At 34.8% G+C, this 26145-nt stretch carries 19 protein-coding genes; 1 reads left to right on the top strand and 18 read right to left on the bottom strand.

Annotated elements, in window-relative coordinates; all coding sequences use genetic code 11:
* Positions 1 to 140: 140 nt before the first annotated feature.
* The 16 genes from HND39_14090 to pabB form a co-directional block, all read right to left on the bottom strand.
* On the bottom strand, positions 141 to 2321 hold the full coding sequence (locus HND39_14090; protein QKJ97323.1) for a T9SS type A sorting domain-containing protein: 2181 nt from the start codon (positions 2319 to 2321) through the stop codon (positions 141 to 143).
* Between the two features lie 255 nt (positions 2322 to 2576).
* Complete coding sequence (locus tag HND39_14085; protein QKJ97322.1) at positions 2577 to 4733, bottom strand: T9SS type A sorting domain-containing protein; 2157 nt, start codon at positions 4731 to 4733, stop codon at positions 2577 to 2579.
* 251 nt (positions 4734 to 4984) lie between these two features.
* Positions 4985 to 5479 carry a 5-(carboxyamino)imidazole ribonucleotide mutase gene (gene purE / locus HND39_14080; GenBank protein ID QKJ97321.1) on the bottom strand — a complete coding sequence of 165 codons (495 nt, stop codon included), beginning with the start codon at positions 5477 to 5479 and terminating at the stop codon, positions 4985 to 4987.
* Positions 5480 to 5508: 29 nt separating this feature from the next.
* A complete protein-coding gene (locus tag HND39_14075) occupies positions 5509 to 7899 on the bottom strand; it encodes a DNA internalization-related competence protein ComEC/Rec2 (GenBank protein ID QKJ97320.1) in 2391 nt (796 codons plus the stop codon).
* Complete coding sequence (locus tag HND39_14070; GenBank protein ID QKJ98015.1) at positions 7896 to 8786, bottom strand: metalloenzyme; 891 nt, start codon at positions 8784 to 8786, stop codon at positions 7896 to 7898. The genes HND39_14075 and HND39_14070 overlap by 4 nt, the downstream gene beginning before the upstream one ends.
* Before the next feature lie 27 nt (positions 8787 to 8813).
* The gene (locus HND39_14065; protein ID QKJ97319.1) at positions 8814 to 9263 is read right to left on the bottom strand and encodes a D-tyrosyl-tRNA(Tyr) deacylase; all 450 of its coding nucleotides are present in this window, start codon (positions 9261 to 9263) and stop codon (positions 8814 to 8816) included.
* Entirely contained in the window at positions 9260 to 10114 is an 855-nt protein-coding gene (prmC, locus tag HND39_14060; GenBank protein QKJ97318.1) for a peptide chain release factor N(5)-glutamine methyltransferase, read from the bottom strand. Before prmC ends, HND39_14065 begins: the two co-directional genes overlap by 4 nt.
* A gap of 45 nt (positions 10115 to 10159) precedes the next feature.
* Positions 10160 to 10888: a hypothetical protein gene (locus HND39_14055; protein QKJ97317.1), complete on the bottom strand. Its 729-nt coding sequence runs from the start codon at positions 10886 to 10888 to the stop codon at positions 10160 to 10162.
* Entirely contained in the window at positions 10863 to 12014 is a 1152-nt protein-coding gene (locus HND39_14050; protein ID QKJ97316.1) for a PQQ-like beta-propeller repeat protein, read from the bottom strand. Before HND39_14050 ends, HND39_14055 begins: the two co-directional genes overlap by 26 nt.
* Positions 12002 to 14818 carry a hypothetical protein gene (locus tag HND39_14045; protein QKJ98014.1) on the bottom strand — a complete coding sequence of 939 codons (2817 nt, stop codon included), beginning with the start codon at positions 14816 to 14818 and terminating at the stop codon, positions 12002 to 12004. Before HND39_14045 ends, HND39_14050 begins: the two co-directional genes overlap by 13 nt.
* A gap of 72 nt (positions 14819 to 14890) precedes the next feature.
* The gene (locus HND39_14040) at positions 14891 to 15919 is read right to left on the bottom strand and encodes a bifunctional phosphoglucose/phosphomannose isomerase (protein ID QKJ97315.1); all 1029 of its coding nucleotides are present in this window, start codon (positions 15917 to 15919) and stop codon (positions 14891 to 14893) included.
* Positions 15920 to 17686, bottom strand: coding sequence for a phosphoenolpyruvate--protein phosphotransferase (ptsP, locus tag HND39_14035; protein ID QKJ97314.1), 1767 nt, complete (start codon positions 17684 to 17686; stop codon positions 15920 to 15922).
* The gene (locus HND39_14030) at positions 17683 to 17949 is read right to left on the bottom strand and encodes an HPr family phosphocarrier protein (protein ID QKJ97313.1); all 267 of its coding nucleotides are present in this window, start codon (positions 17947 to 17949) and stop codon (positions 17683 to 17685) included. The genes ptsP and HND39_14030 overlap by 4 nt, the downstream gene beginning before the upstream one ends.
* Positions 17949 to 18914 (bottom strand): polyprenyl synthetase family protein, encoded by a 966-nt coding sequence (locus HND39_14025; protein QKJ98013.1) that lies wholly within the window; start codon positions 18912 to 18914, stop codon positions 17949 to 17951. Before HND39_14025 ends, HND39_14030 begins: the two co-directional genes overlap by 1 nt.
* Before the next feature lie 17 nt (positions 18915 to 18931).
* Positions 18932 to 19969 carry a type 2 isopentenyl-diphosphate Delta-isomerase gene (locus tag HND39_14020; protein ID QKJ97312.1) on the bottom strand — a complete coding sequence of 346 codons (1038 nt, stop codon included), beginning with the start codon at positions 19967 to 19969 and terminating at the stop codon, positions 18932 to 18934.
* Between the two features lie 82 nt (positions 19970 to 20051).
* Positions 20052 to 21890 (bottom strand): aminodeoxychorismate synthase component I, encoded by a 1839-nt coding sequence (gene pabB, locus HND39_14015; GenBank protein QKJ97311.1) that lies wholly within the window; start codon positions 21888 to 21890, stop codon positions 20052 to 20054.
* A gap of 58 nt (positions 21891 to 21948) precedes the next feature.
* Between pabB and HND39_14010 the strand changes: the two genes are divergently transcribed.
* Entirely contained in the window at positions 21949 to 23463 is a 1515-nt protein-coding gene (locus HND39_14010) for an MFS transporter (protein QKJ97310.1), read from the top strand.
* A gap of 1 nt (position 23464) precedes the next feature.
* On the opposite strand, the gene HND39_14005 is transcribed toward HND39_14010, so the two are convergent.
* Both HND39_14005 and HND39_14000 read right to left on the bottom strand, forming a co-directional pair.
* On the bottom strand, positions 23465 to 24313 hold the full coding sequence (locus HND39_14005) for an EamA family transporter (protein ID QKJ97309.1): 849 nt from the start codon (positions 24311 to 24313) through the stop codon (positions 23465 to 23467).
* Positions 24314 to 24347: 34 nt separating this feature from the next.
* Positions 24348 to 25949 (bottom strand): hypothetical protein, encoded by a 1602-nt coding sequence (locus HND39_14000; protein ID QKJ97308.1) that lies wholly within the window; start codon positions 25947 to 25949, stop codon positions 24348 to 24350.
* Between the last annotated feature and the right edge of the window lie 196 nt (positions 25950 to 26145).

Below are 26145 nucleotides of genomic sequence, written 5' to 3'. Positions count from 1 at the left end.
CAAAAGTCCTTTATACAATAATAAATTTTGAGCATTAATTCAAGAAGTGTAGCCAGATTATTTTAAAATTTTTGGATTATCAAAAAAAAAGCCAGCTTGTATTTCAAAGCTGGCTTCTTAATTATACTATTAAACCAAAATTATTTGGTTAATATCATCTTCTTAACATCTACGAAATTGCTTCCGTCAACTCCTGTAGCTTCTATTCTGTATAGATAAACTCCTGAGTTTAATGATGAAGCATCGAAGTCAACACTGTGTCCACCTGCAACTAGATTTCCGTTTACAAGTGAAGCAACTTCTTGTCCTAATACATCAAATACTTTCAAGCTGACTTTTGAATCAACTGCAAGTCTGAATGCTATCTTTGTACTTGGGTTGAATGGATTCGGATAGTTCTGATCCAGCGCAAATTCTGCAGGTGCTGGAACATTAACTTCAACGATACTTGAGTAAGTTGTTGTTCCATCAAAGTCAACCTGTTTTAGTCTATAGCTGTATGAACCAACAGCAACACTTCTGTCACTGTAAGTATAAGCCTGAACTTCTGTTGTTGTTCCGTGTCCTTCAACGAATCCGATTGTTTCGAATTCACCGCCAGCACTTCTTTGAACCTCAAATCCCTGGTTGTTAGTTTCTGTTGCTGTGAACCATCTTAATTCTACAACACCAAAATCTGCTGATGCTGTGAATGATGTCAATTCAACCGGCAAAATCCAATCCAGACACATATTATCCCAGGCTATTGCATCAATGTTAAAGGAATATCCATTATAACTGATTTCAATCTGAGCATTTGAAGCACCGGAAACTGGTGTTGTAAAACTACCTGATTGAACTACCGGTCCAACGTTGCCTGTCGGGTCTGTCACAGTAAATAGTGGAGTGGAAGTAGCACCGCCATCATAAGTTATTGATACCGTTACCACACCGCTTGGGTTTGCATACCAGTCAAGGAAGAAATTGAATGAATAGTTGGTCGGCCAATTATCCAGTAATGGAATTGGAACCGATCTTATTGTTGACACTCCTGTAAATGATGGAGACCAAGACATATATAATTCTGGTGCTGTTCCACCTGCGAGCGCTGTGTTACTTGCTGACCAGTTTGTCATACCCATTGGACCAACAACAGTCCAGTTTTGCAAGTTAGCAAAAGCATCACACCATTCGCTTAAATTTGGATCTGGTATGGTTGTAAATGCCCAGGTAGGACCAAAAGTGCTACAAGTATCATTTTTATCAATTACTTTCCAATTATAAGTTGTCATATAATCTAATTGACCTGGAATTGCCCAGCTTGTGATTGGTGCACCAGAATAAACAGTGGTCATTGATCCGGATTCACCGAACTGTAATTCAACTTGCGTTGTTCCAGCGCCATTTGTCCAGCTAATATTAGCAAGATTTATACTAACATTAGTAGCCCCATTTATTGGATTTGGATTATCAGGCGCTCCAACAGGACAAGGAGGACCACAAGTTGCTATTTCATAAATGAAAATATTATCAGGTGTTCCCTGCAATAATCCACCGATTGTAAACGTTCCTGCCTGCCAATCACACATTGAGAATAAACCGCCAGCTATACCAGAAGCAGTTGGAAATTGTAGTGTAACATCGTGTGTAACACCAGTCGCTGTTCCTGTCGATATGTTAAATTGATGAATTAGCTGAGCAGTACCTGCACCGCCGCCCTGATCAAATATCCAGAGAAACGGACCGCCTGGACTTACGTTATCATAAGCAGCACCATACTGACCTGCCAGACTTGTTGTGAAAGAAGTAATCGTGGTTCCCGTACGGCTAACCAAAGTTGCCGGGTCACTCCAATTTCCACACCAGAATGCATCTGATACTTCATCATAAGCTATAAAGCGAACACCTACAGGTGACGGAATGGTACCAATCAAAGTCTTTGTTGTGAAATCCATCATGTAAATTGTATTTGCTGCAGCACCTCCATACATATATTGTCCATCAAAAGCAAGATCTCGTAAACCGGTAACACCCGGTATTGAAAATTCTTCAATGAGAGTAGTGCCAGTTGCATCATATTTATGAATTAAGTTTGAACCCCATCTTGTAGAATACAGATAAGTTCCATCCCATTCAGCACCAGCATTACCTGCTGCACCGGATAATGCGGTAACATCAAATCCTAGGAGCAGATCCCATATTGCTTCCTGATTACGATCTATGGGATGCTTCTGTAGATTTGGTGATTGCTCAAACTGATTATCACCTACCGGTTGTGCCATAACGGTAAGACACCAGCTAACAACAGAAAGGACAATTAACGATTTGAAAATATACCTCATGAGTACACCCTCCAATTAATTATAAATTTAGTGAATTAGGTAGAAAATTATGTAAGTTTTTATTTCGCCCATTTTTCAACATAGTGTTAGCATAGAACATTTTGGATTTAAATGTTGAATTATCTTTAATAATATTACACATTATTAATATTTAAATCAAGATTGCCACAAAATTTCTTAAGCAATAATTAGCTGCAAAAAAAAAGCCAGCTCATATTTCAAAGCTGGCTTCTTAATTATACTATTAAACCAAAATTATTTGGTTAATATCATCTTCTTAACATCTACGAAATTGCTTCCGTCAACTCCTGTAGCTTCTATTCTGTATAGATAAACTCCTGAGTTTAATGATGAAGCATCGAAGTCAACACTGTGTCCACCTGCAACTAGATTTCCGTTTACAAGCGAAGCAACTTCTTGTCCTAATACATCAAATACTTTCAAGCTGACTTTTGAATCAACTGCAAGTCTGAATGCTATCTTTGTACTTGGGTTGAATGGATTCGGATAGTTCTGATCCAGTGCAAATTCTGCAGGTGCTGGAACATTAACTTCAACGATATTTGAGTAGGTTGTTGTTCCATCAAAGTCAACCTGTTTTAGTCTATAGCTGTATGAACCAACAGCTACACTTCTGTCACTATAGGTATATGCCTGAACTTCTGTTGTTGTTCCGTGTCCTTCTACGAATCCGATTGTTTCGAATTCACCGCCAGCACTTCTCTGAACCTCAAATCCCTGGTTGTTAGTTTCTGTTGCTGTGAACCATCTTAATTCTACAACACCAAAATCTGCTGATGCTGTGAATGATGTCAATTCAACCGGAACAATCCAATCCAGACACATATTATCCCAGGCTATTGCATCTATATTAAATGAATATCCATTATAACTGATTTCAATCTGAGCATTTGAAGCACCGGAAACTGGTGTTGTAAAACTACCTGATTGAACTACCGGTCCTACGTTACCAGTTGGATCAGTCAATGTATAAAGCGGAGTAGATGTTGCACCGCCATCATAAGTTATTGATACCGTTACCACACCGCTTGGGTTTGCATAGAAGTCAAGGAAGAAGTTAAATGAATAATTGGTGAGCCAGTTATTTAATAACGGTATTGGAACTGATCTGATCAATGAGACACCTGTAAATGATGGAGACCAAGACATATAGAGTTCAGGTGCTGTTCCACCTGCGAGTGCTGTGTTATTTGCTGACCAGTTTGTCATACCCATTGGACCAACCACAGTCCAGTTTTGCAGGTTCGCAAAATCATCACACCATTCGTTTAGGTTTGGATCGGTCATAGTTGAGAATGACCAACCTGGACCTTGCGATCCACAATTAGCATCTTTACATACAATATACCATATATAGGTAGTTCCATATACAAGAGTTCCGAGCGGATAGGAGGTAATTGCAGGTCCATCATAAACTTTGGTAATATTTCCTGAAGGTCCGAACCAAACTTCAACGTTTACAGTTCCAGTTCCATTAGTCCAACCTAATGTAATACCAGTGAGTCCTAAACCAGTTGTTCCATTTGCAGGAGTTGGATTTGATGGCGTACCTATCGGACAAGGTGGACCATACTGAGTATCTAAAGCAAAAGGTGCAACTTGTTGTAATCCCCAATCTGTAAGTAATGTTGTGGCACCAGTCACCTGATCCATCGTTCTTAACTGACCGGTGAATGTACCATTATTAAATGAGCTAAGATATAATGTATTTGTTTCCATGTCGTAGCTCATACCCTGACCAAAGTTTGAATCGAAGCCAAGTGGACCCAAAAGTGTAGCAACACCATTTGTCGGGTTGATTGTATAAGATGCATCAGTTACAAGGTCATAAGCATAACAAACTCCAGCAGCAGTAAAGGCAAGATCAATGAACAAACTACCTGATACACCCATACTGCCAATTAAAGTTGCGGTTAATGTAGCGGGATTAAAACCGTAAAAATTTAAACCAGAAATCAGATAATACTGACCATTAGCAGGATTAAAAGTAATACCGTTTGGCTGATCACCGGATGTACCGGTTATGTTACCGAGTAAAGTAATAACACCGGTTGAGGGATTAAATTCGTATAAAATAGGTGCAATGTCTATCGCATAATAAACACCATTGCCGCCTTTAACCATAGATGCACCAAAAGTTGGAAATGTAAACGTGTTTAATGTAGTGAATGGAGTACCTGCTGGTATAGGCATCGAAAGAGTTGAAGTAGATTGTGATTCGTAACCATATGCAATCGAAGCAGGATTATCAAGTGTGTTGATAATCGTGTGTGTTTTTTCGATTTTCATAAACGGAATCGGTCCATTCGATTGCTGTTCATTCTGTGCAAATGCATTCATAAATGCAAATGTCAGTAACAGCGAGAAAAGTAAACGAAATGATATTCTCATGATGAGTTTCTCCTGAGATAAGTTGAAGATATGTTAGTTAGTTTATGTAACAAGAATTTATATTTATCTATAAAACTTTTAACAATCTAATTATTTCGAAAGGGAGTTTCTAATATTTATTTATACACACAAAATTTATTAATCAAAGATTAGCAATTTTTAGCATTCAAAGCAAATTTATTTAATATTATCTTTTTAAAGTAGAGTTGAAATATCTTGCTTTCAATTACCTTACCAAACAATTATTAACCTTACTTATTGATATTATTATTTTTTGCAAGCGACTCCTCCTCCATTTTTTTCTTATAGTTTGCAAGCTTTTTTTGTATGTCAGAATTGACGAGTCCTAAAATGTTCAATGCAAGTATTGCAGCATTCTTCGCTCCGTTGATAGCAACAGTTGCAACAGGAATTCCGGGTGGCATTTGAACAATAGATAATAGTGAATCCATTCCCTCCAATGATTTTCCTTTTATCGGAACTCCGATTACAGGCAAGATTGTTTGTGCAGCAGTAACTCCCGGCAGATGTGCAGCACCACCAGCAGCAGCGATAATTACTTTAAGTCCTCTTTCAACAGCTGATTTCGAATATTCAGCATGCTGAACAGGAGTACGATGAGCAGAAAGAATTTTAACTTCATATCCAACTTCAAATTCCTTAAGGACCTTTACTGCATCTTCCATTACAGGAAGGTCTGAATCGCTTCCCATTATTATTCCCACTTCAATTTTATTGGAACTCATTTCACATCTCCAAAAATGACAAAAAATATTTACCAGTTAATTAAATTGATATGTTCTCCATCCGATCTAAGTAATATCGCTTTTTGCAAATCAGTTCGAAGTACGGATGAGCCTGAATACAGTAACCTTTCCATAATCTCAGGTACTGGGTGTCCAAATTTATTTTTAAATCCTGCACTTATCAAACTGATATTAGGGGAAATATATTTTAAAAAATTTTCTGACGTACTGGTTTTGCTTCCATGATGCCCAACTTTCAGGACATCCGAATCCAAAAAATTCTTGTAAGTCTCTGAATAGAATCTTTCTGCTGTTTTTTCAATATCACCGGTGAAAAGAAAACTGTTTTTACCATAGACAAGTTTGAATATTCCGCTTTGATTATTTGTTGACTCGCCTGTGACATTTTTAATTTCATCATTGTTCAGCCAGTAAAGTACTGCATCACCAATAATATTCTTTTCCTGCCGGAAGTATTTAATCGGAATATTTTTGTTTCTGACAAATTCTTCAAACCTGACATCTTTACTGATTGATGTATCAATTTCTGGTTTAAGAATTTCTTTTATCTTATCATCGAGAATAAGTGATACAAAACCACCATAATGATCGGAATCAATGTGAGTAACAATTCCATAATCAATCTTTTTGATACCAAGATAATTCAACAAAGGAATAATTACTCTTTCACCGTTATCAAAAGTGATTGTTGTATTGCCTGCATCTATCAAAGCTGTTTGACCATTTGGAAACTTTATCAAAAAAGAATCTCCCTGACCAACATCTATCATTAGTACGCTTAAATAACCTTTCGGCAGTAATTCTGAATTATCAATTGCAGAGAAAGTAAACATACTTGCAGTAACAAGAATGAACAAAATTAATTTTGAACGGACAGTTTCAAACTGAACGATATAAATTAAAAAGACGGTAAGCAAAACGTAAAAGATAATTAAATCCAATAGCGAATAATTAGTAACAGATATGTACGAATAGCTTAAATCACCGGAATACTTTATTATGTCCAGCGTCAATTCTGAAATGAGGCTCGTCGCCTGACCTAAATAAAAGGCAGCGAATGGAACAAAAATCGCAAATAATAAAGTAGCTATTGCTGCAGCTATAATTACTCCAATTGCAGGAACTACCAACAGGTTGGCGAAAATTCCAACAACAGAGAATTTGTTAAAATATAAAAGTGTGAATGGTAAAGTCCCGATCTGTGCACTTATTGAGACTCCCAGAAATGTTAAAATATATTTTATAAATTTGTTTTGAATGTTCCAACCATCAATAAATTGATTTAAGTATGGAAGTATAATTGCTATTGCTAATACGGCAGCAAACGAAAGTTGAAAACCTGGGTTATAAAGTTCATTCGGATTAATTACCAGTATAAATAACGCTGCTATCGAAATAGAATTGAAAATATTTGTTGATCTGTTCGATAAAAATGCCAGGATAAAAACGATTGACATCACAGTTGCTCTGAATACGGAAGGCGGGATGCCTGTAAGCAACATATAAAACAACAAACCGACAATAGTAAGAACGGATCGAACAATAAAATTCATCCTGCCAAATAGAAAAAGAAAAATCAGAACTATATAACCAACGTGTAATCCGGATACAGAAAGAACATGAACAACTCCGGTATTTATGAATTGGTTCTTAGTCTGATATTTAATGTCTCCCCTATCAGCAAGCAGTAAACCACGAAGCAAAGCAGCAGTTTCAGGAGAGTTGTATTTTTTTATCTGATTATCAATTGATTTTCTAACCTGATGAATTGCATTACCGAAAGCAGATGCAGATATGTTAATGATTGAAACAGAATTGATATCATTGATGAGAACGATTCCAAGAATATTTTTTGATTTCAGATAAGCATCATAGTCAAACTCACCAGGATTTCTTTTCTCTCTGCCTTTGTAGTAATATCCATTTAGTTTAACTGTTTGACCGGGTTTAAGTTCATCATAAAGAGTGAATAATGATTCATTATCTATTTTTACTTTGCAGAGAATTTTGACGTCATCCCTAATAAAAAATTCTTCTGAATAAATTGAATCTGCTGAGATATAGAAAAGTAATTCATTATTCCTGATCAGATCAATATTATCAATTTTACCAATAACTATTGTGTTTTTTACTTTATCAATTCGTGATATTTCCGGATTAATGATTATTTCATTTTCTTTAGCAATTAGATTTCCAATGGATAAAATTATAATTCCGGTTAGAAATGAAATCGTTAGCGAGTAAATTGGGAAATGGTTGAACCTTCTGCGAAGTAAAAGCAAAAGAATGACTAGAATGACTATGAGTGCTGCGGCTATCAAACTTATCTGGAATAATTTTGCAGAGAATATTCCGATTATAAAAAGTATCGTCAACCTTATTACAGGATAATCTTTCATTTACAAAATTTAATAATTGCTTTTTTGAATTGAGTTAAATCTTTTACTGACTCTGCAATTTTTTTGGCAGATTTTCCAGCTGTAATTGCAAGAGCAGGATTTCTTGTATGTGTTTTTACAGATAAATCCTCAAGATTTCCATGATCTGAGCAGATAATCAGCGTCATTTTTTTTGAATCGACTTCATTCAGTAGAGTAAATAAAAATTCATCGAGTTCTGAAAATATTTTTTCAAATTCAGCCGCAAGCCTTAAATGACCAAGATGATCACTCAAATAATATTCGTATAAAGTAAATTTATAGTTATGTGCGATATTAAGAAGTCTTCTGGCAGCGGATTCAGGTTTTATCACTTTCAATTTGTATCCAAGACGTTGATTCCATCTTTCATTTGTAAGTTCGGCTGTCAATGCTTTTCCTGCTCTGACATCGCTGACACGATTTAATTTAATTCCAGCTAATTTGCACGTCATAGTAGTTACGCTTAAACGGGTTCTTCCGGATTTAACATAATCAAAAAATGCTTTTGGATAAGCATTTGCAAAATAACTGCTGTTATAATTATCTCTGAAATATACCAGTAAACTTTTCTTCTCAAGAACATGGAATGTAGAGGAATATGGATAAGGTCCAAAATGTTTTCCAACATATTCAGGCGCATTGAATCCGCAGAATAATGAAGCTTGTCCAGTTCCACTTTGTGGTAATCCTTCGACACCAAGAGTTGCATCTGTCGGAAAAATGAATTGTGTACCGTTTGAAATTGTTTGATTCTCAAGTGAAGGGATATCACCAAAAATTTTTTCAAATGTTCTGAAACCATATTTGAAGAACGGATTGAACTGAAAATCTTTTTTACCAATACCAATACCATCGAGAAAAACCATTAACACATTATTCATTTATTTCGTATTTTATTTTGATTCAACAATAACAGTGACAGGACCGTAATTTATTAACTCAATATCCATCATTGCACCAAAGACACCTGTTTTTACTTTTTCAGGATCCAAATTTTCTTTCAATCGCTGAATAAATTTTTCATACAAAGGAATTGCCTCATCCGGTTTTGCTGCGTCAGTAAAACCCGGTCTGTTTCCTTTTGCAGTTTCTCCATAAAGTGTGAATTGTGAAATAATCAAAACTTCTCCATCAACATCTTTCAATGATTTATTCATTTTGTCTTCAGCATCTTCAAATATTCTAAGGTTAACACACTTATCAGCAATAAAATTTACATCAGTCAATGTATCGCCGGATTTGATACCAAGAAGAATTAAAATCCCTTTACCAATTTCCTGGTGATAATTTTGTTCGTGTATTATAACTGATGCAGATTTGACTCGTTGAATTACAGCTTTCATTTAAACTCTCCGAATACTATTCTTTCAATATTCTGATAATCTTTAATAACCTCAATCTTGCTGAAATTATTTTTTGTCATTATACTTTTAACATCATCACATTGTCCATGAGATATTTCAAAAAAAAGTTTCCCGCCTTTTTTAATATTGCCAGAAACCTTTTCTGAAATAATCCTGTAAAAAGTTAATCCATCCGATTCATCTGTTACGGCTAAACGCGGTTCGAAGTCCATAATTTCTTTTTGCAGTGATGAATAACTTTGCAGTGAAACATACGGCGGATTTGAAACAACCAAATCAAACATAGAAAATCTTAACAGGTCATCGGTTAAAATATTATGTCTGATAAAACTAATTCTTTCAGCAACACCCAATTTTTGGGAATTTTCTTTTGCAAGATTCAAAGCCGCATCGCTTATATCTGTGGTTATAATTTGTGCCTGCTTTAAATGATAAGCAAGACTAATTGCTATATTTCCACTGCCGCATCCGATTTCAAGTATATTCAATTGTTCTTTATCGGATAATTCCTTTATAATTTTTTCAACAAGTAATTCTGTTTCAGGTCTTGGAATAAGTACTGATGGAGTTACTTTAAATACTAATCCATAAAATTCTACAGTTCCAATAATATATTGAAGCGGTTCATAACTTGCTCTTCTTTTAATAAGCCCTCTGTAAATATTAAGTTCGGGTTCAGTTAAAGGTCTGTCAAAAGCAAGATATAAGTCGAGCCTTTTGCAGCCAATAATATGAGCAAGCAATAGTTCAGCATTTATTCTTGGCGAATCAATCTTTTTCTTGTCGAGATATTCTGTGGATAATCTAATTGCTTCTAGTACGGTAATCATCAACTGTTTTAATAAATGGTCGGTTAATTTATTAAAAGCTTTGGTCTAATCGGTAAGGAATAAATACAATATGAGTCCAAAATTTATCTGCATAGCGACAAAGGAAACACCGCTAATTACATCATACTTTTCTGTTTGCTCTTGCAATGCCGGATCACCGGTAATTTGATACTCCTCAAATGTCTTATCGGCTTCCAGTTTGAAATAAGCTGTAGTTGCGCCAAGAGCAATTAAAGTTCCGGCAAGAATTTTAGATAAAGTTGAACCATAAAAACTTTCAGTTTTATAATCACCAATAAATTTCAACTCAGGTTTGATACCGTCAGCTAATTCATTTCTTGTTATAGTTAAATCTGAATAGCTTGGCTTTTTAAGAAGCAAATCCTGAAAATTACCTTCCATAAAAAGTGGTGTGAATCCCAGCAATGAATCAGATTCATAAACATAAACGTTTTGTGGATCTGAATCTAACAGCAATTGCGGATTAAAACGATATGATATAGTAACGGAATCACAATCCTTAATATTCAGAGAATCTTTTATAATCTGAGTATTCCAGATTTTAGAATTTTCCGTCAAAGCAAACGAGTAAGTACCGGGTTTAAGTTCAAGAATAAAATTGTTTCCATTTAATTTTAAAGTATCATTTAAAAATAATTCAGCTTCTTCATCATTAGTGCTAATCGTGACGATTGACTTGCAATCCTGCCCAAATACCAATGATGCAATCGAAAGAGAAATCAGCAAACTATTTATTAGCAAATTCGTACGCACGAATTACTCCGTCATCAAAACCTATGAATAGAATATTATTGTGAATTACTGGTGATAATTTTGCTCTACCTTCAAGTGAAATGGTATTTAAAACACTTCCATCAAACTTATCAAGCAAGTGAACAGCAAAAAGCACATTCGGCAGAATGATCATATTTTCTGTAATCAATGGAGTTGAATTCAGTATCCCTTTGAAATTTACTTTCCAGTTTTCTTTTCCGGTTGATCTGTTAATTGAATAGAAATCGCCATTAAGATTACCAATAAAAAGATTCTGTTCATCAATTGCAGGTTCCATTTTTATTTTGAATCTCGTATCAAACTGCCAAATAATTTCACCGTCACGAACATTAATTGCATAAATAAAACCGTTGTCATTTCCTGCATAAACAATACTATCCTGAACTGTGATTCCTGAGAAAAAATGTCCGCCAATTTTTTTCACATAAACAGAATCACCGGAATCTGAATTCAACCCAATCAGTTCACCTTTATCATTTCCGAAAATGAATAAGTTATTTGTTAACGCCGGTGAACTTCTTGTTGGAACGCGTGTATGAGTTTCCCAAATTATTTTTCCGGCTGAATTGAGCCTGTAAGCAATTCCAACTTCAGTAGTAAAAAGAATGTCATCATCAAGTGCAATCATTTGAGTAACTACTCTTCCCGGAAGTTCGATTTCATCCAGTTCTTTTCCCTGACTGTAATCATAAATTATTATTTCAGTGAGGTTTTCTTTATCCAGTGCAACAGGAAAAATTACTTTACTTCGGTATGGTATCGGTGTCGAATAAATACTTCCGTAACTATATTTCAGCGAACCAATCTTATCTCCTGTTTCCGCATCGAAACAAAAAACTCTTCCTGATAGATCATTTATGAATACGAGATTATCATAGACTGAAACTGATGAATTTGGAAAACTGCCATAAGTTTCTGATTCCCATATTAGGTTTAATGAATCAGAAGTATTAATTGGGATATAAAATTCTCTGGAAGGAATTTTCCCAAACATCCTGAACGGATCTTCATCATACTTCGTTGAATACTTAATGACTGATCTTGCACAGCCGGTAATCAAGAGAATGATAATCAGCAAATATATTTTATACTTTAAAAATCCCATCCGAAAAAGAATTGATAAAATAAACCATCCTGAAATCTTGTGAAATTATTTTCTATCTTTTTACCCATATCATAGCGAAGCGTCAGCATTCCGAATAGATTAAATCTGAATCCGAATCCAACCGACCCGATTGTATAATTAAAATTGTCATTCCAGACTCCTCCCATATCATAAAATATTGCACCACGTATTCCGGGGAATCCAAGATTAAAGAACGGGAATCTGATGCCAAGCTGATCAATTAATGGGAATCTGAACTCAAGAGAAGTAAGCCAGATTTTTTCGCTCCGGATACTAAATCTTGGCCAGCCTCTTAAGTCCCAGCTTCCGCCAACAAAATATAATCGCGCTTCCTTGCCTTCATTGTAAAATATTGCTGCTCTGAATGCAAGAAGAGTTGTTAATGCAAAACGTTGGTAATAACGGTAATCACCAATAATAGAAAAATAATTTACATTGCTATATTTGATATCAGTTGTAAATCCAAGATAAGTTAATGCACGAATTCCATCCACTGGTCCTGTTGGTCCCCAAAGTGAGTTATCCATCACCCAACCGATAGTATTTGTTACAAGTACGGCTTTTCTTTCGATGACTTCGGGGATAACTTCTTTGTTTGAATTTCTGAGTGTAACCGTAGCTTCCAGACGCTGGAATTTTGAAATTGGATAACTTAAAAGAAATGAACCGCCAAAACTTCTTTCATAATAATATTCATCCGGATCAGAATAATCATAAACCGGTCCACTTAGGTGAAAAATTCCGTAGCCATAATTTATTCTTTCTGCAAAGTTTACTTTCTGAAGTATCACATTAAAACTATTCAGTATTTCACTCGTCACGGAAGCATTATTATAAATCATAAAAATATATCTGTCATCACCCAAAAGATCACTTAATGAAAAAACAGCACCACCACGAGTTCCGAAAATCGGATCGGTAGCAACAACACCTTGCGCAAAATCCAGCGAATATTCTTTTTCATATTCAGCTTTCTTTTTTTCTGTAGGCAGCTTCAATGACTTCGCCTGCCAGATTTCTAATGGTTTGTCAGGATTCATTTGAAAAGAATAAAGAGAATCTTCTTTTGTATCTTTTTTACTGAATACAAATAAACCGAATGAGAATTTTTCAAATCCTGAAAATGTAATGTAATTGGAATCAATATAAACGGGATTGAAAACGCTCGAAATAAATTCAGAAATTTTATTTACACTGTTTGAATAATCTCCGTCAACTATCGGAATTTCATAAAGATTTCTTACACCGTTATAATCTGAAGTAAATAACAACAAGTCTTTTTCCGGAGAAAGGATTGGAGCCTGGCAGTTAGCATTAAGATAAGTTATATACTGAATTTCATAATTATTCAGATTTACTGAAAATAAATTTTGTTTTCCTTCAAATTCACCTCCTGTCCGGTCTGAAGAAAAAATAATCTGTTGATCATCAAGCCCGAAACAGGGATCCTGATCATTGTAATAATCATTTGTAATTCTGAAGAGTTTATCAGACTGAAGATCATAAATATAAACGTCACTGAAACCTTTTCTGTCAACTGCACTAAAAACAATTCTGCTGCCATCATTGGAAAATTTTGGTGACGTAATAAAAAGTAACTCATCATTCTGAAAAGTTTTAACAATCCGGTTTTCATAAACCGAAAAAAAATGGATTACGTCAGTTCCACCTTTTTTATTGTTAAAGACAAGCAGTCCGTCATCTGAAATATCTATAGCTGACTGGAATAAATGGAATGATTCCAGTTCCTCAGTTTGTTCTCCGCGAAGAATTAATTCAGGTGAATCTATTTGAATATATTCAGGAGATAATTCAATTCTGTAAATCGAGGAATACCCATCTAGGTTTGCGAGGTAGTAAAGATAATGTCTGTTCTGTAACTTGAAGTAAACTGGTGTAAAATTAAAACCTCTCTTTGTTACTTTATGCGAACCAAATTCTGTGGGATAGCTTGATTTCATTAATGGATAATATTTTTTTCTGAGCCAATAGTTCCATTCTGCATCAATCTGCTCGAAAGATTCTTTGAATGTTGTCTCAATTACCTGATTAAAATTTGAATACATCCAGAAATTATCAATAAGCATTCCGATTCTTTCTTCTCCGTATTTTTCAGCAGCAAACTCAAGAAAATTTTGTCCTTCTTTGTACATAAGAAAAGATCCGTAGATACTGAATATATTATCGAGGTTCACGAAATAATTGTTAAGAACTGCATCTCTCATTAGCATTTCTGCCTGAGCATCCCATTCGGTTGAATAAAATTCAGCAAGTCCTTCCACAAACCAAAGCGGCGGCATTTTGTTTGTCGGTATGCGATGATCTTTCAAAATCCTGTAAACTTTGTTAGTCATAAAAACGTGAACAATCTCATGCCTGATTACGTGTCTGAAATCTTTCAAAGAACCTGTGCTTGGTAAAACAACTCGTCCTTTCAGGAATTCAAAAAAACCTCCGACACCTTCAGGAATAAGACCGGGTGTAATGTTCGTCTGTTGAAAATCAATTGAAGTGTTATAAAAAATAAGCGGGATTCTGCGGGTAACAAGATGATTCATCCGGATTTTCAACTCGTCATATATTTCCTCAGCGTAATTTGCTCCAATCTCTGCAACATATCCCATCTCACCATAGTAGTAAATATCGAAATGATCAGTTCGAAGAATTTTCCAATCGAATTCTTCGTACTGGATTTTATTCCGCCCAAAATAAAAAAATTGGGCGTATGCAAAATCACAAAGAAATAATAATTTGATGCATAAAAGCAAAAATATTTTCTTAATGATGGAAGAGAGAGTAAGCATAATACCGGATAAAATTTATTTTTGATGATTTAAACATCCGGGTCGTAAAACTTAAGTGAGGCGCTGTTTCATCCTGTGAATAAAATCAATTTCTGATGGATCATATCCGCGCAAAACCGATGCGTAAAAAGATATCCAATCGATTAAAAAAATCAAATCCATTATTCGCACCTTTTTATTTTCTTCATTGCTCATCAATGAAAGAACCTCAATTTTTTGCTGATTGAGTATTTCTTTAAGTATTTCAAACCGTTTCTGGTTCTGAGGATGATACTCATTATCCAGCAGGTAAATAACTTTTGTATTGAATTGTTTTTCCTTGAATGACTCCCAACCAATAATTTCATTATGATTCATTTCAGGTAAATTGTGATAGAATGCATGCATTTTTGAGTTCTCATTAAGTTGAGATTTCATCCTGTATCCTGTTGATGAAAGAAACTCAGATGAATAGATGACGGGAATGAAACCGATAATCTGCTCTGCAAAATACATTGCTGTACTATCCTTTGAAGAGTATTCGAGACCTTTTCGTTTCCATAAATCAATTATCGTTTGAATGTTTTTTGATTCATCAACAATTGAAAGCACATACATTATTTTTAAAAGAGAAAAGAAACCTGCACCGAGAGCAAATCTTGGTTGAAAACCTCCTCTTAATTTTACAACAGGTATTTTGTTCTGCTCAGCTATCTCACCAATCTTTCCGCCTGAAGTTATTGCTGCAATTTTTGCTTTTTTCTTTAAAGCCTGATTGAAGCAAGATACAGTTTCTTCAGTGTTACCAGAATATGACGAAATAATAACCAGACAGTTCTCATCAACGTATGAAGGGAGTGAATATCCCCTGACAACCTGAAATGGAAGTTTTAATTCATCCGCAACATAATCAACAAATAAATCACCACTGATTGCTGAACCTCCGAGCCCGCAATAAACTATCGAGGAAAACTTATACTTTACTAATTGTTCTAAATTAATTTTTGAATCCCAGGCATCAATTAATTGCTTATAAGAATCCTGAAGAACTTGATACTGATTTTGCGTATCAAAGGTTTTAATAAAATCTGTTGAGTGCATCTAAATAATTTGTCTTGTTCTTGTGATATTATTTTTCTTAAAGAATTTTTCGATAGTAGCTTTCACATCCTCTTCACTGTGCATTTTTAAACATTCGGTTACAAGTCTCTTAGCCTTTTTATATTCACAACTTCTGATAATTCTTTTTGCATAAGGAATAGTTGGTGTTGACATACTCAAACTATCCAGACCTAATCCTAAAAGTAGCGGCATTGCGAGCGTATCTGCTGCAAGTTCGCCGCAGAGGCTTACCGGTTTTTTTGACTTTTTAGTTTCATCGATGATATGTTTCAGAGTGCTGATTACAGCAGGACTAAACTCCTGATAAAGGTCTGCAACAAGATCGTTACCTCTGTCAACTGCCATTAAATATTGAACGAGATCATTAGTTCCAATACTGACAAAATCAACTTCTCTGGACAATTCTCTTGCCATTACTGCTGCAGAAGGAACTTCGATCATAATTCCAACTTTGATATCTTCATCAAACTTTATTTTTTCGGAAAGCAGTTCACTTTTACATTCTTCAATTATCCGTTTTGCTTCACTGATTTCTTTTAAAGTGCTCACCATAGGAATCATTATCCTGACATTTTTATTCAAACTAGATTTAAGTATTGCACGTATTTGAGTTTTAAATAATGCCGGATTTTCAAGAAGTAATCTTATTCCTCTCAAGCCAAGGAATGGATTTGGTTCTTCAAAATCAAGGAATCGAAATTTGTCACCACCAATATCAAAAACACGGATTGTAATTGAAGACGGATAAATACGCGAAGCTAATTTTGAATATATTATTGTCTGCTCATCTTCATTTGGAAATTCGCCAAGCTCGTGTAAAATTTGTTCTGTGCGATAAAGCCCAATACCATTAGCTCCGCTGGTTACAACCATATCAATTTCACCTGACACATCTACATTGGCAAATAATTTTATTTCTCTTCCATCTTTTGTGATAGCCTTCTCGTCTTTAAGTTCTTCTAATTCGTGCTGCAGTTCGAGAAGCCGTTTTCTTTTATTGACGAAAAATTCTTTCTGCTCTTCAGTAGGATTTACGATAACGTATCCATAAAACCCATCAACAACAATTTCGTCATTATCTTTTATTTGAGCAGTAGCGTTGTGAGTTCCAACTACAGCGGGAATGTTAAGAGATCGAGAAATAATAGCAGCATGAGAAGTTAAACCACCATGATCAGTAATGAACGCCAGAACTTTATTTCTTGTTAGTAGAATGGTGTCAGCAGGTGTGAGCGATTCACTAACAACAATTACATTATGCTCAATTTTAGATTCCCATCTTTTTTTCTGAAGATTTCTCACGATCCGTTGTTTAATATCTTCGATATCCAGTGCTCTTTCCTTCATATAAGATTCGTGTGAGAGAATCATCTTGTTCTGATATTTTGATATTTCATCATCAACAATGAATTCAGGAGATTTTTTTTCCTTTTCAATCCTTCCGATAATTTCATCCAATAATATTGGATCATCGAGAATCATTAATTGAGCTTCAAAAATTGCTGCACGAACTTCATCCATCTTTTCGCGAGCAAAAACAAAAACCTTGTTAAGTTCTTTCTTCGATTTTGCAATTGCATCGACGAGATCATTCTTCGCTTTTTCAATATCATCGATATCTGCTTTGTTTATCTGAAGTTTCTCTTTTGTGTAGAGATAAGCTTCACCAATAATAATTCCGGGCGCCGCAGCTAAACCGGAAATTTTATTTTCAGCCTGACGATAAATATCTTTAAATGATTTCAAAGTTCGTCGAATCCCCTTTCAAAATATTCAGTTATTTCTTTTGCTGCCTGATCTTCGTCCTCACCGTTAAAATTTAGAATAAGTTCTGCGCCCTCCTCTGCTGCAAGAGTCATCACGCCAATTATGCTTTTACCATTTATGCTCATTCCATCGCGTGAAATGTAGAACTCACTTTTGTATTTTGAAGCCATCTTTACTATAGTAGCTGCAGGTCGTGTGTGTAAACCTGCCTTATTAATTATTTTTATTTTCTTTTCTATCATCAGCTTGTTCTATGAATTAAAGAATCAGCCAGCCATTTAAATATTTTTTTATTCTTGTCATCCAGTAAATTTATTGAGCGTAACGCTTTCTGCGTATAATTGAAAATTTCTTTTCTGGCTGCATCCTGAACACCAAGTTTTTCATATAACAATTTATAAGTAATAACCTGATTTCTCCGAATACCTTTTCGTTCAATAACTTTAAGCAGCTTTTTCCTGTCTTCGCCTTTGGACTTTTCAAGTGCTTCCAGAAATAAAAATGTTTTTTTACCCTCGACAAGATCGCCACCGATTGTTTTACCAAATTTTTTTTCATCCGCTGAAATATCAAGTAAATCATCCTGAATCTGAAATGCAATTCCCAGATTCAACCCATAATTTCCTAAAGCTTTAACCTGTGAACTTGTCCCACCACCTAATAATGCACCAATTTTACAGCACATTTCAGCCATTGCAGCAGTTTTCTTTTTTATCATATCAATATATTCAGATGACGATACGTTTCGTCTTAACTCAAAATCAGTATCGAGACTTTGTCCTTCACAAACTTCAATCAAGCCATGTGTAAATGCCCCGATTACTTCATTCGCATTCCCGTTACAATCTTTTAGAAGGTATTCATAAGCAATTGACAGCAAACTGTCACCGGTTAAAATAGCAGTATTGTAATCATATTTTTTATGTAAAGTTAAACGTCCTCTTCTCTTATCAGCATTATCCATAATATCATCGTGAACGAGTGTAAAATTGTGGAGCATCTCAACTGCTGCTGCTGCGTTGTAAGCATTGTTGAACTTTCCACCAACTGCTTTAGCAGACAGTAAAACAAGCAGAGGTCTTAATCGTTTTCCACCACTGTTCAAAATATAAGAACCAGGTTCATAAAGCGATGCTGGTTTTCTATTTCTTAATGCGCCGGAAAGTATTTTATTAATTTTTTCCCTCTCAAGCTCATATATCCTGATATAATTATTTTTTCTTTTCAAACTAATTGATCTTTTCTCAATAATTTATTTTTTCTTAAATCTTTAATTGTGTGTGAGCCGGTCAAAAACATAATTTTTCTGATATCATCGAACCAATCAACAACCAACTTCTTTACACCTTCAATACCATTTGAATCAAGTTGTTTTAAAATTAATCTGGCAGAAGCAACGTAGTCAGCACCAAGTGCAAACGCTTTTGCCGCATCAATAGCCGAATTTATTCCACCTGAACCAATCAATATAAACCTGAATTCTTTTTTGAGTTTAGAATTTTCACGTAAACAAAAAGAAGTTGGCAATCCCCAATCCCAAAAATAATCATTCACAACTGATTTATTTCTTAGCATTTCAATTGCAGCCCAGCTTGTTCCGCCAGCACCTGCGACATCAATCCCATGAACTCCTGTTTCAAGAAGGACTTTTGATGCTGTCCCGGAAATTCCTGCACCAACTTCCTTCACAACTACGGGAATATTAATTGCTTTGATAAATTTTTTTAAACATTTAATCAATCCTTTGAAGTTCGGAGTTCCTTCCTGCTGCAATAATTCCTGTAACGGGTTTAGATGAATCACGAATGCATCTGCTTCAATTAAATCTATAAGCATCTGAACAGAGGAATATGATTTTAATCTTACCAGTTCAGCAGCACCAAGATTGCCAAGCACCGGAACCGACTTAGCATTTTTTCTAATAACAGAATAAGTATTCCGATAATTTTTATCTTCGAGTGCCTGTCTTTGACTACCGACACCAATTGGTATTTTTAATTCTTCTGCGGCGATTGCAAGTTCTGCATTTATGTTTTCAGCTTCTTCTGTTCCACCTGTCATACAAGAAATAATGAAAGGATAATTAATCTTTTTTTTGAAGAATTTTGTTTCGAATGAAATTTTATTGAGTTCAACCTCGGTAGCGGCATTATGAATAAATTCATAGAGCTCAAAACCATTCGTTTTAGTTTTGAAGGATACATCAGCCGTTAAGCTAAGTTCGAGATGTTCTTTTTTTCGCCGGGTAGTATAATCAGTCATTAAATTGATACTCAACTTGAAAACGAATAATTCTGCATCTACAAATTATTAAAAATTACGCTCAATTACTTTTTAAGCTCTATTAATTAAAGTTTACAAATTCTTCCTGCGTAAGATAAATCCGGCTTACTTTTATTTCTCCCTGAACAGCATTTGTCAGGATCACCTCGTCAGCTTTAACCAAATCAGCCACGTTAATTTCTTGTTCCAAAACTTCCGGATGATTTTGTATAAAATAATTTCTGTAAATGCCAGGCAGTGCACCAGAATTTAATGGTGGAGTCAGCCAGGTTTTACCAAGTCTGATAAACAAATTAGTCCGACTACCCTCAACAACTTTATCCTGTTCATTCAGAAAAAGAACTTCATGAAATTTTCTATGAATGCATCTGTCATATTCATCATCATATAATTTCCGGTTTGTAGTCTTAAAATACCTGAACCTATCTTCAGAATGTATTTCCTTTTCAGAAAAAATAACCCTGATACTTTTGGGCACTTTTACCACATCAGATATTTCTGATCTAAACTGACCCCATTTATTCAAAAATAATTTGATCTTTTTGTGTTGATAAGGATCAATTGATTTTATCAGTTCAACTAAAAATTTTCTCATTCTCTTTTCACGAAACTTAAATAGAAAATAATCTGCAGCAGACTTCATTCTTGCAATATGATCATTAAGAAACTTAATTGAACCATTCTCTAATCTCATCGTTTCAAATATTTCAAAATAATCGAGTGGTTCGGTTAAAAACTTACTCTTTAGCAGAACTTCTTCAAATTCGTTTTTAGCATCACTCTCCCAGACAATACCTGAACCTAATCCCATAACGCCATCACCCGATTTTTTTTCGATTGTGATAGTTCTGATCGCAACATTCATCTTTATCTCTTCAGGAGTTATTAGACCAATTGCGCCAGTATAAATTCCACGTTCTGATTTTTCAATTTCTTTTATAATTTCCATCGTCCGGATTTTTGGAGCACCTGTTACCGATCCACACGGAAAAATATTCATGATAACATCATCGAGTTTTGCGTTTTTCTTCAACTTACCATCAATTTTACTAATCATCTGAAACAGTGATTCGTATTTTTCAATTCTGAAAAGTTCCGTTGTTTTAATACTTCCATAATTAGAAATTTTTCCAAGATCATTCCGGATAAGATCTACAATCATCACATTTTCGGAAAGATTTTTTTCGCTATTCTTTAGTTCATTTTCAATCTTTTCATCAATTGTATGATTAAAACCACGTCTGGATGTACCTTTCATCGGTTGTGATTCTATTTTTCTTCTTTTTACTCTGAAAAAAAGTTCCGGTGAAAGTGATAGAATAATATTCTTATCATTATTTATAAATGCGGTATAGTGAGCGGATTGGTTGAAAATTAATTTTTGTAAGAATGCTGTGTATGACCCCTTGAATTCAAATTTTCCTTTAATTGTGTAATTAACCTGGTAAGTATCCCCTTCTTTAATGAAGTGTTTTATTTTTTTAATATCATCAACAAATTCATTTTCAGTTCTGTTTAATCGAAAGTCTGATATCGAATAATTATCTTTTTGTTTATCATCAAATTCGATTTTTGATGATTTGATTCGCAGGACATCCTTTTTATCAAAGAAATAAAACTGAATTAATTTTTTTTGATCGCGGGGTAAAAACCGATTTAATTTTTTTTCAAATAAAAATCCTGCTTCGTAATTAATCGAGCCCCAGCCAAAGCATCCTTTATCAATTAATTTTTGAATCAGTTTAAAGGAAGAATTAAACTCATTTTGGTTCACTATTGAAATAAACTCAATTGGTTTTATCAGCAGATATGAATTAGCTTTTTTATAAACTGAAGGAGTGTAAAAGAAAGCTGAGTAAGGATTATCTTCAACTGCCTTTATTATATAATTGAAATTCATATTATTTTTTCAACACAAATAAAATTAAATACTATCCATCATTGATTGAGAAATTTGTATGCAAAAACCAAAACTAACCTTCTGGCAAATATGGAATATGAGCTTTGGATTCCTCGGAATACAATTTGGTTTCGCCCTTCAGAATGCAAATGTAAGCAGAATCTTTGAAACTTTAGGAGCGAGTATTGATAACATTCCGATTCTATGGATAGCTGCTCCTGTTACTGGATTAATTGTCCAGCCAATAATCGGTCATATGAGTGATAAGACCTGGAATAAACTTGGAAGAAGACGACCGTATTTTTTAGTAGGAGCGATTTTAGCATCACTTGCAATTATAGCAATGCCGAATTCTCCTGTTCTTTGGATTGCTGCAGGAATGCTTTGGATAATGGATGCGTCAATAAATATTTCTATGGAACCTTTTCGTGCTTTTGTTGGCGATATGCTTCCATCAGAACAAAGAACTGCCGGATTTGCCATGCAAAGTTTTTTTATTGGAACCGGAGCTGTTATTGCTTCTGCTCTTCCTTATATGATGACGAATTGGTTTGGTATTTCAAATATTGCACCTGCAGGACAGATTCCCGACTCTGTAAAATTCTCTTTTTATTTTGGTGCGATCGTTTTCTTTCTTGCTGTAGCCTGGACTGTTTTCAGTACAAAGGAATATTCACCCGATGAACTAAAGAAATTTTCTGAAGACGACGGAAATATTGCAATAAGCAAAAACCAAACTGAAGTTTTAGGATCTGGATCGAAATTTTTAAAGGTTGGTGTCATCTGGCTGTTATCGGGAATTATTATTACCATTATAATCGCATTAAGTGTAAATGAAATTGATTACGGTTTGTATGTTTTGTTTGTAGGAGGTGCTGTATTCGGTTTAATGCAAATCATTGCAGGCTATCTTGTTAAAAATGACAAAACAGAAAACGGTTTCGTAGTGGTGCTTAATGATCTGTACAATATGCCTAAAACAATGAAGCAGCTTGCAGTAGTTCAATTCTTTTCATGGTTTGCATTATTTGCTATGTGGATCTACACAACTCCGGCAGTAACCCATCACATTTATGGTGCAACGGATCCAACAACAGAATTGTATAACGAAGGTGCAGATTGGGTCGGTGTGTTGATGTCGGTTTACAATGGATTTGCCGCTGTGATGGCTTTTGTTCTTGTATGGCTGGCGAAATTGACAAGCCGTAAAACTGTACACATGATCAGTCTCGTTATCGGAGGTATTGGCTTAGCATCATTTTATCTTATCAAAGATCCCGATATTCTTTTACTATCTGAATTGGGAATCGGACTTGCCTGGGCATCAATACTTGCAATGCCGTATGCAATCCTAACAGGTTCACTGCCCTCAGAAAAAATGGGAGTTTACATGGGAATCTTTAATTTTTTTATTGTCATCCCACAAATAACTGCTGCAAGTATATTAGGATTTTTTGTAAGGAGCATTGTTCATGGCGAAGCAATTTATGCTTTGGTATTAGGCGGTGTTTCAATGATTATTGCCGGACTATTAGTGATGTTTGTTGAAGATGTGGATGCATTAAAAAATTAGCTCATCTTCCAAGACTTAAGAATAGAATTGCTATCATTCCGCTGGTAAGAGCTAAAACTCCCCATCGGTTCAACTTTTCTTTCCAGATTATAAATGCCATTACAGTTGTGAGAAGAATTATTCCCACATTCATTATCGGAAATACAATGATAGCAGGAAGCAGTGCTAAGGCACTGAGAAGAAAAACAGTTGTTAGTACATTCGGAACACCCAAAGTCAAACCAAGTAAAGCGGTATTTCGTTTAATTTTTATTCTTTTAATGATTATATAAATTGAAGTATAAAGAAATGCTGATAAAAAAATAAATAATATGAAATAAGGTTCTTCATTTTCGTGACGCCATACTTTGAAAAACTTAAGTGCAAAATCATTCAGACCTATTCCAATAAAAACAGCAATCAGGTAAAAGTATTTTATTGATCCTTCACCATCTTTGTGACCGCGTTTTACTGAAAGGTAAAAAATGATAAACGTGATAATCGTAAATACAAAACCAAATACATATAGGTTATTTGGAGTTTCATCAAAAAAAATTATGGAAAATATAATTGGTATGATTACTGATAATCTTGAACTTGTAATAGCTAACCCGGTACCGGCAAATTTTATTGCATAAGCCAAAATGAAGAAAGTAATAACAAATAAAGATCCGAGTGCTGCACCGTAAAGAAGTGTTTGAAGTGAAAAATTACTTTGATCATTAATCAACAATAAAACCAAAGCTATGACTGCGGCTGTAAGATAATTGCCGGTTAGTAATACAATAAGCTCACCTTTCTGTGTTTCATTATGTTTCAGGATCAAAGCAATGCTTGTCGAACAAACGATCGTCAGAACCAGGTGGTGCATTCAATCCAATTAATAGTTATTAGTTTTAGAAATTTTATTCAATTGATTTAAGATTACCTGATGATAAATCCAACGTTCCTGCACTACTAGTTTTAACCCAATACCCCTTACCGGGTTTTAATATATTAGAAACTACGTAACCATTATTGTATTCATAAAATGCACTTAAAATTATTCCTGGTGGAGTTGAGATAATGTTTGATGTTAATACTTCAGCATCAAATGGTCCAATCAGATTCCAACCAGTTGTTACTTGAACCGGAACCGAAGTTCTGGTTCCACAGACTTGTATGTTTAAAGGATTGTTATATTTGACCCAATAGGCAACTCCATTATTAAGTGTATCTGCCACATAATAGCTATTATTATATCCATATACACTTGATTCTGAGTTAGGAAAAATGTTTGAAGCAGACATATCGTTACTGAGAAATGGAACGGATACAAGATTCCAACCTGATTTAATAACAATATTCTGACAACCTGTTGATGAGTTAAATTTGTAAATATTGCCATCGAATGAAGTAATATAAAGTTCTTTGAATTCATCTTCACCGAAGGATGTTATTAATCCTGATGCAGTTAAAAGTAATTCGTTCGTTGCCGGATTTATTCCATCATAACTCAGAGCCCAAACTTTTCGTGACACATAATCTGCATAGATATATTTGCCTGTAAGTTCAGACATACTTGGTCCTCTGTAAACATATCCGCCGGTAATAGAATAACCCAAACTGTGGCTATATTCCCAGATAGGAAAAGTATATTCCGGATAATTACAACCAGTCATATTATAAGTATGGTTACCTTCGTAGCAACGCCAGCCATAGTTTTTACCATTCTCAATTATATCAATTTCTTCCCACGAGCCCTGTCCAACTTCTCCAGCCCATAACTTGCCTGTTGTATTATCAAAACTGCAACGCCACGGATTTCTCAATCCCCAGGCAAAAATTTCTTTTTTAATCTGTGTGTTTGTACTGTCAACAAAAGGATTTGTTGCAGGAATTGAGTATGGATTGCCAGTATTTATATCTATACGAAGAATTTTCCCTAGTAAAGTATTTATCCTTTGACCATTATTATTTGGATCCCCACCGGAACCGCCATCACCTGTAGAAATGTATAGATAGCCATCATTTGGTCCAAAACCAACCCACCCGCCATTGTGATTTTGGAAAGGTTGACTGAATGTTAAAATCTGATATTCACTATTTTTATCAGCGGAATCCGGATTACTCGTAACCTGAAACCTAGCAACAATCGTACGCAATGGATCCTCTGCAGTATAGTTGACATAAAAATATCCATTTGTTTCATAGTCAGGATGGAATACTAAACCAAGCAATCCCATTTCACCACCAGATGCTACTCTATCTGTTATGTTCAAAAAAACTTTTGCCGATGAAACACCAGGATTATTAGAAAACACTTTGATAATTCCATCCTGCTCGACAACAAAAATCCGGTTTGTTCCATCACCTGCATTTGTTAAGAATAGCGGGCTTGAGAAACTCAGATTTGGAAATGCTTCCTGTAATTGATATTGACCGAAAATTGTGCTTGTTGTTGATAAGCAAAATATTATAGAAGTTACCATCAACTTGAATATTAATCTGTTTAATTTCCATAGCATAGCTGTTCACCAATATTTGTGAGTTAAGCGTGATTTATTTTGGTAAGGTATAAAGTTGTTTCAGCACAGAAAATCCTTCAACACCCTCAAACAAAGATAAAATATTTAAGGTAATTTTAAAATTCTAAATTCTGTAAAAACAGCAAGAAAAACATTAAATGAATGAATTAAAGCTGAAGAATGGCTATGATTCAAA

It is taken from the genome of Ignavibacteriota bacterium (assembly GCA_013285405.1).
Classification (GTDB): Bacteria; Bacteroidota; Ignavibacteria; order Ignavibacteriales; family Ignavibacteriaceae; genus IGN2.
This window is presented reverse-complemented; position numbering and strand designations above follow the sequence as displayed.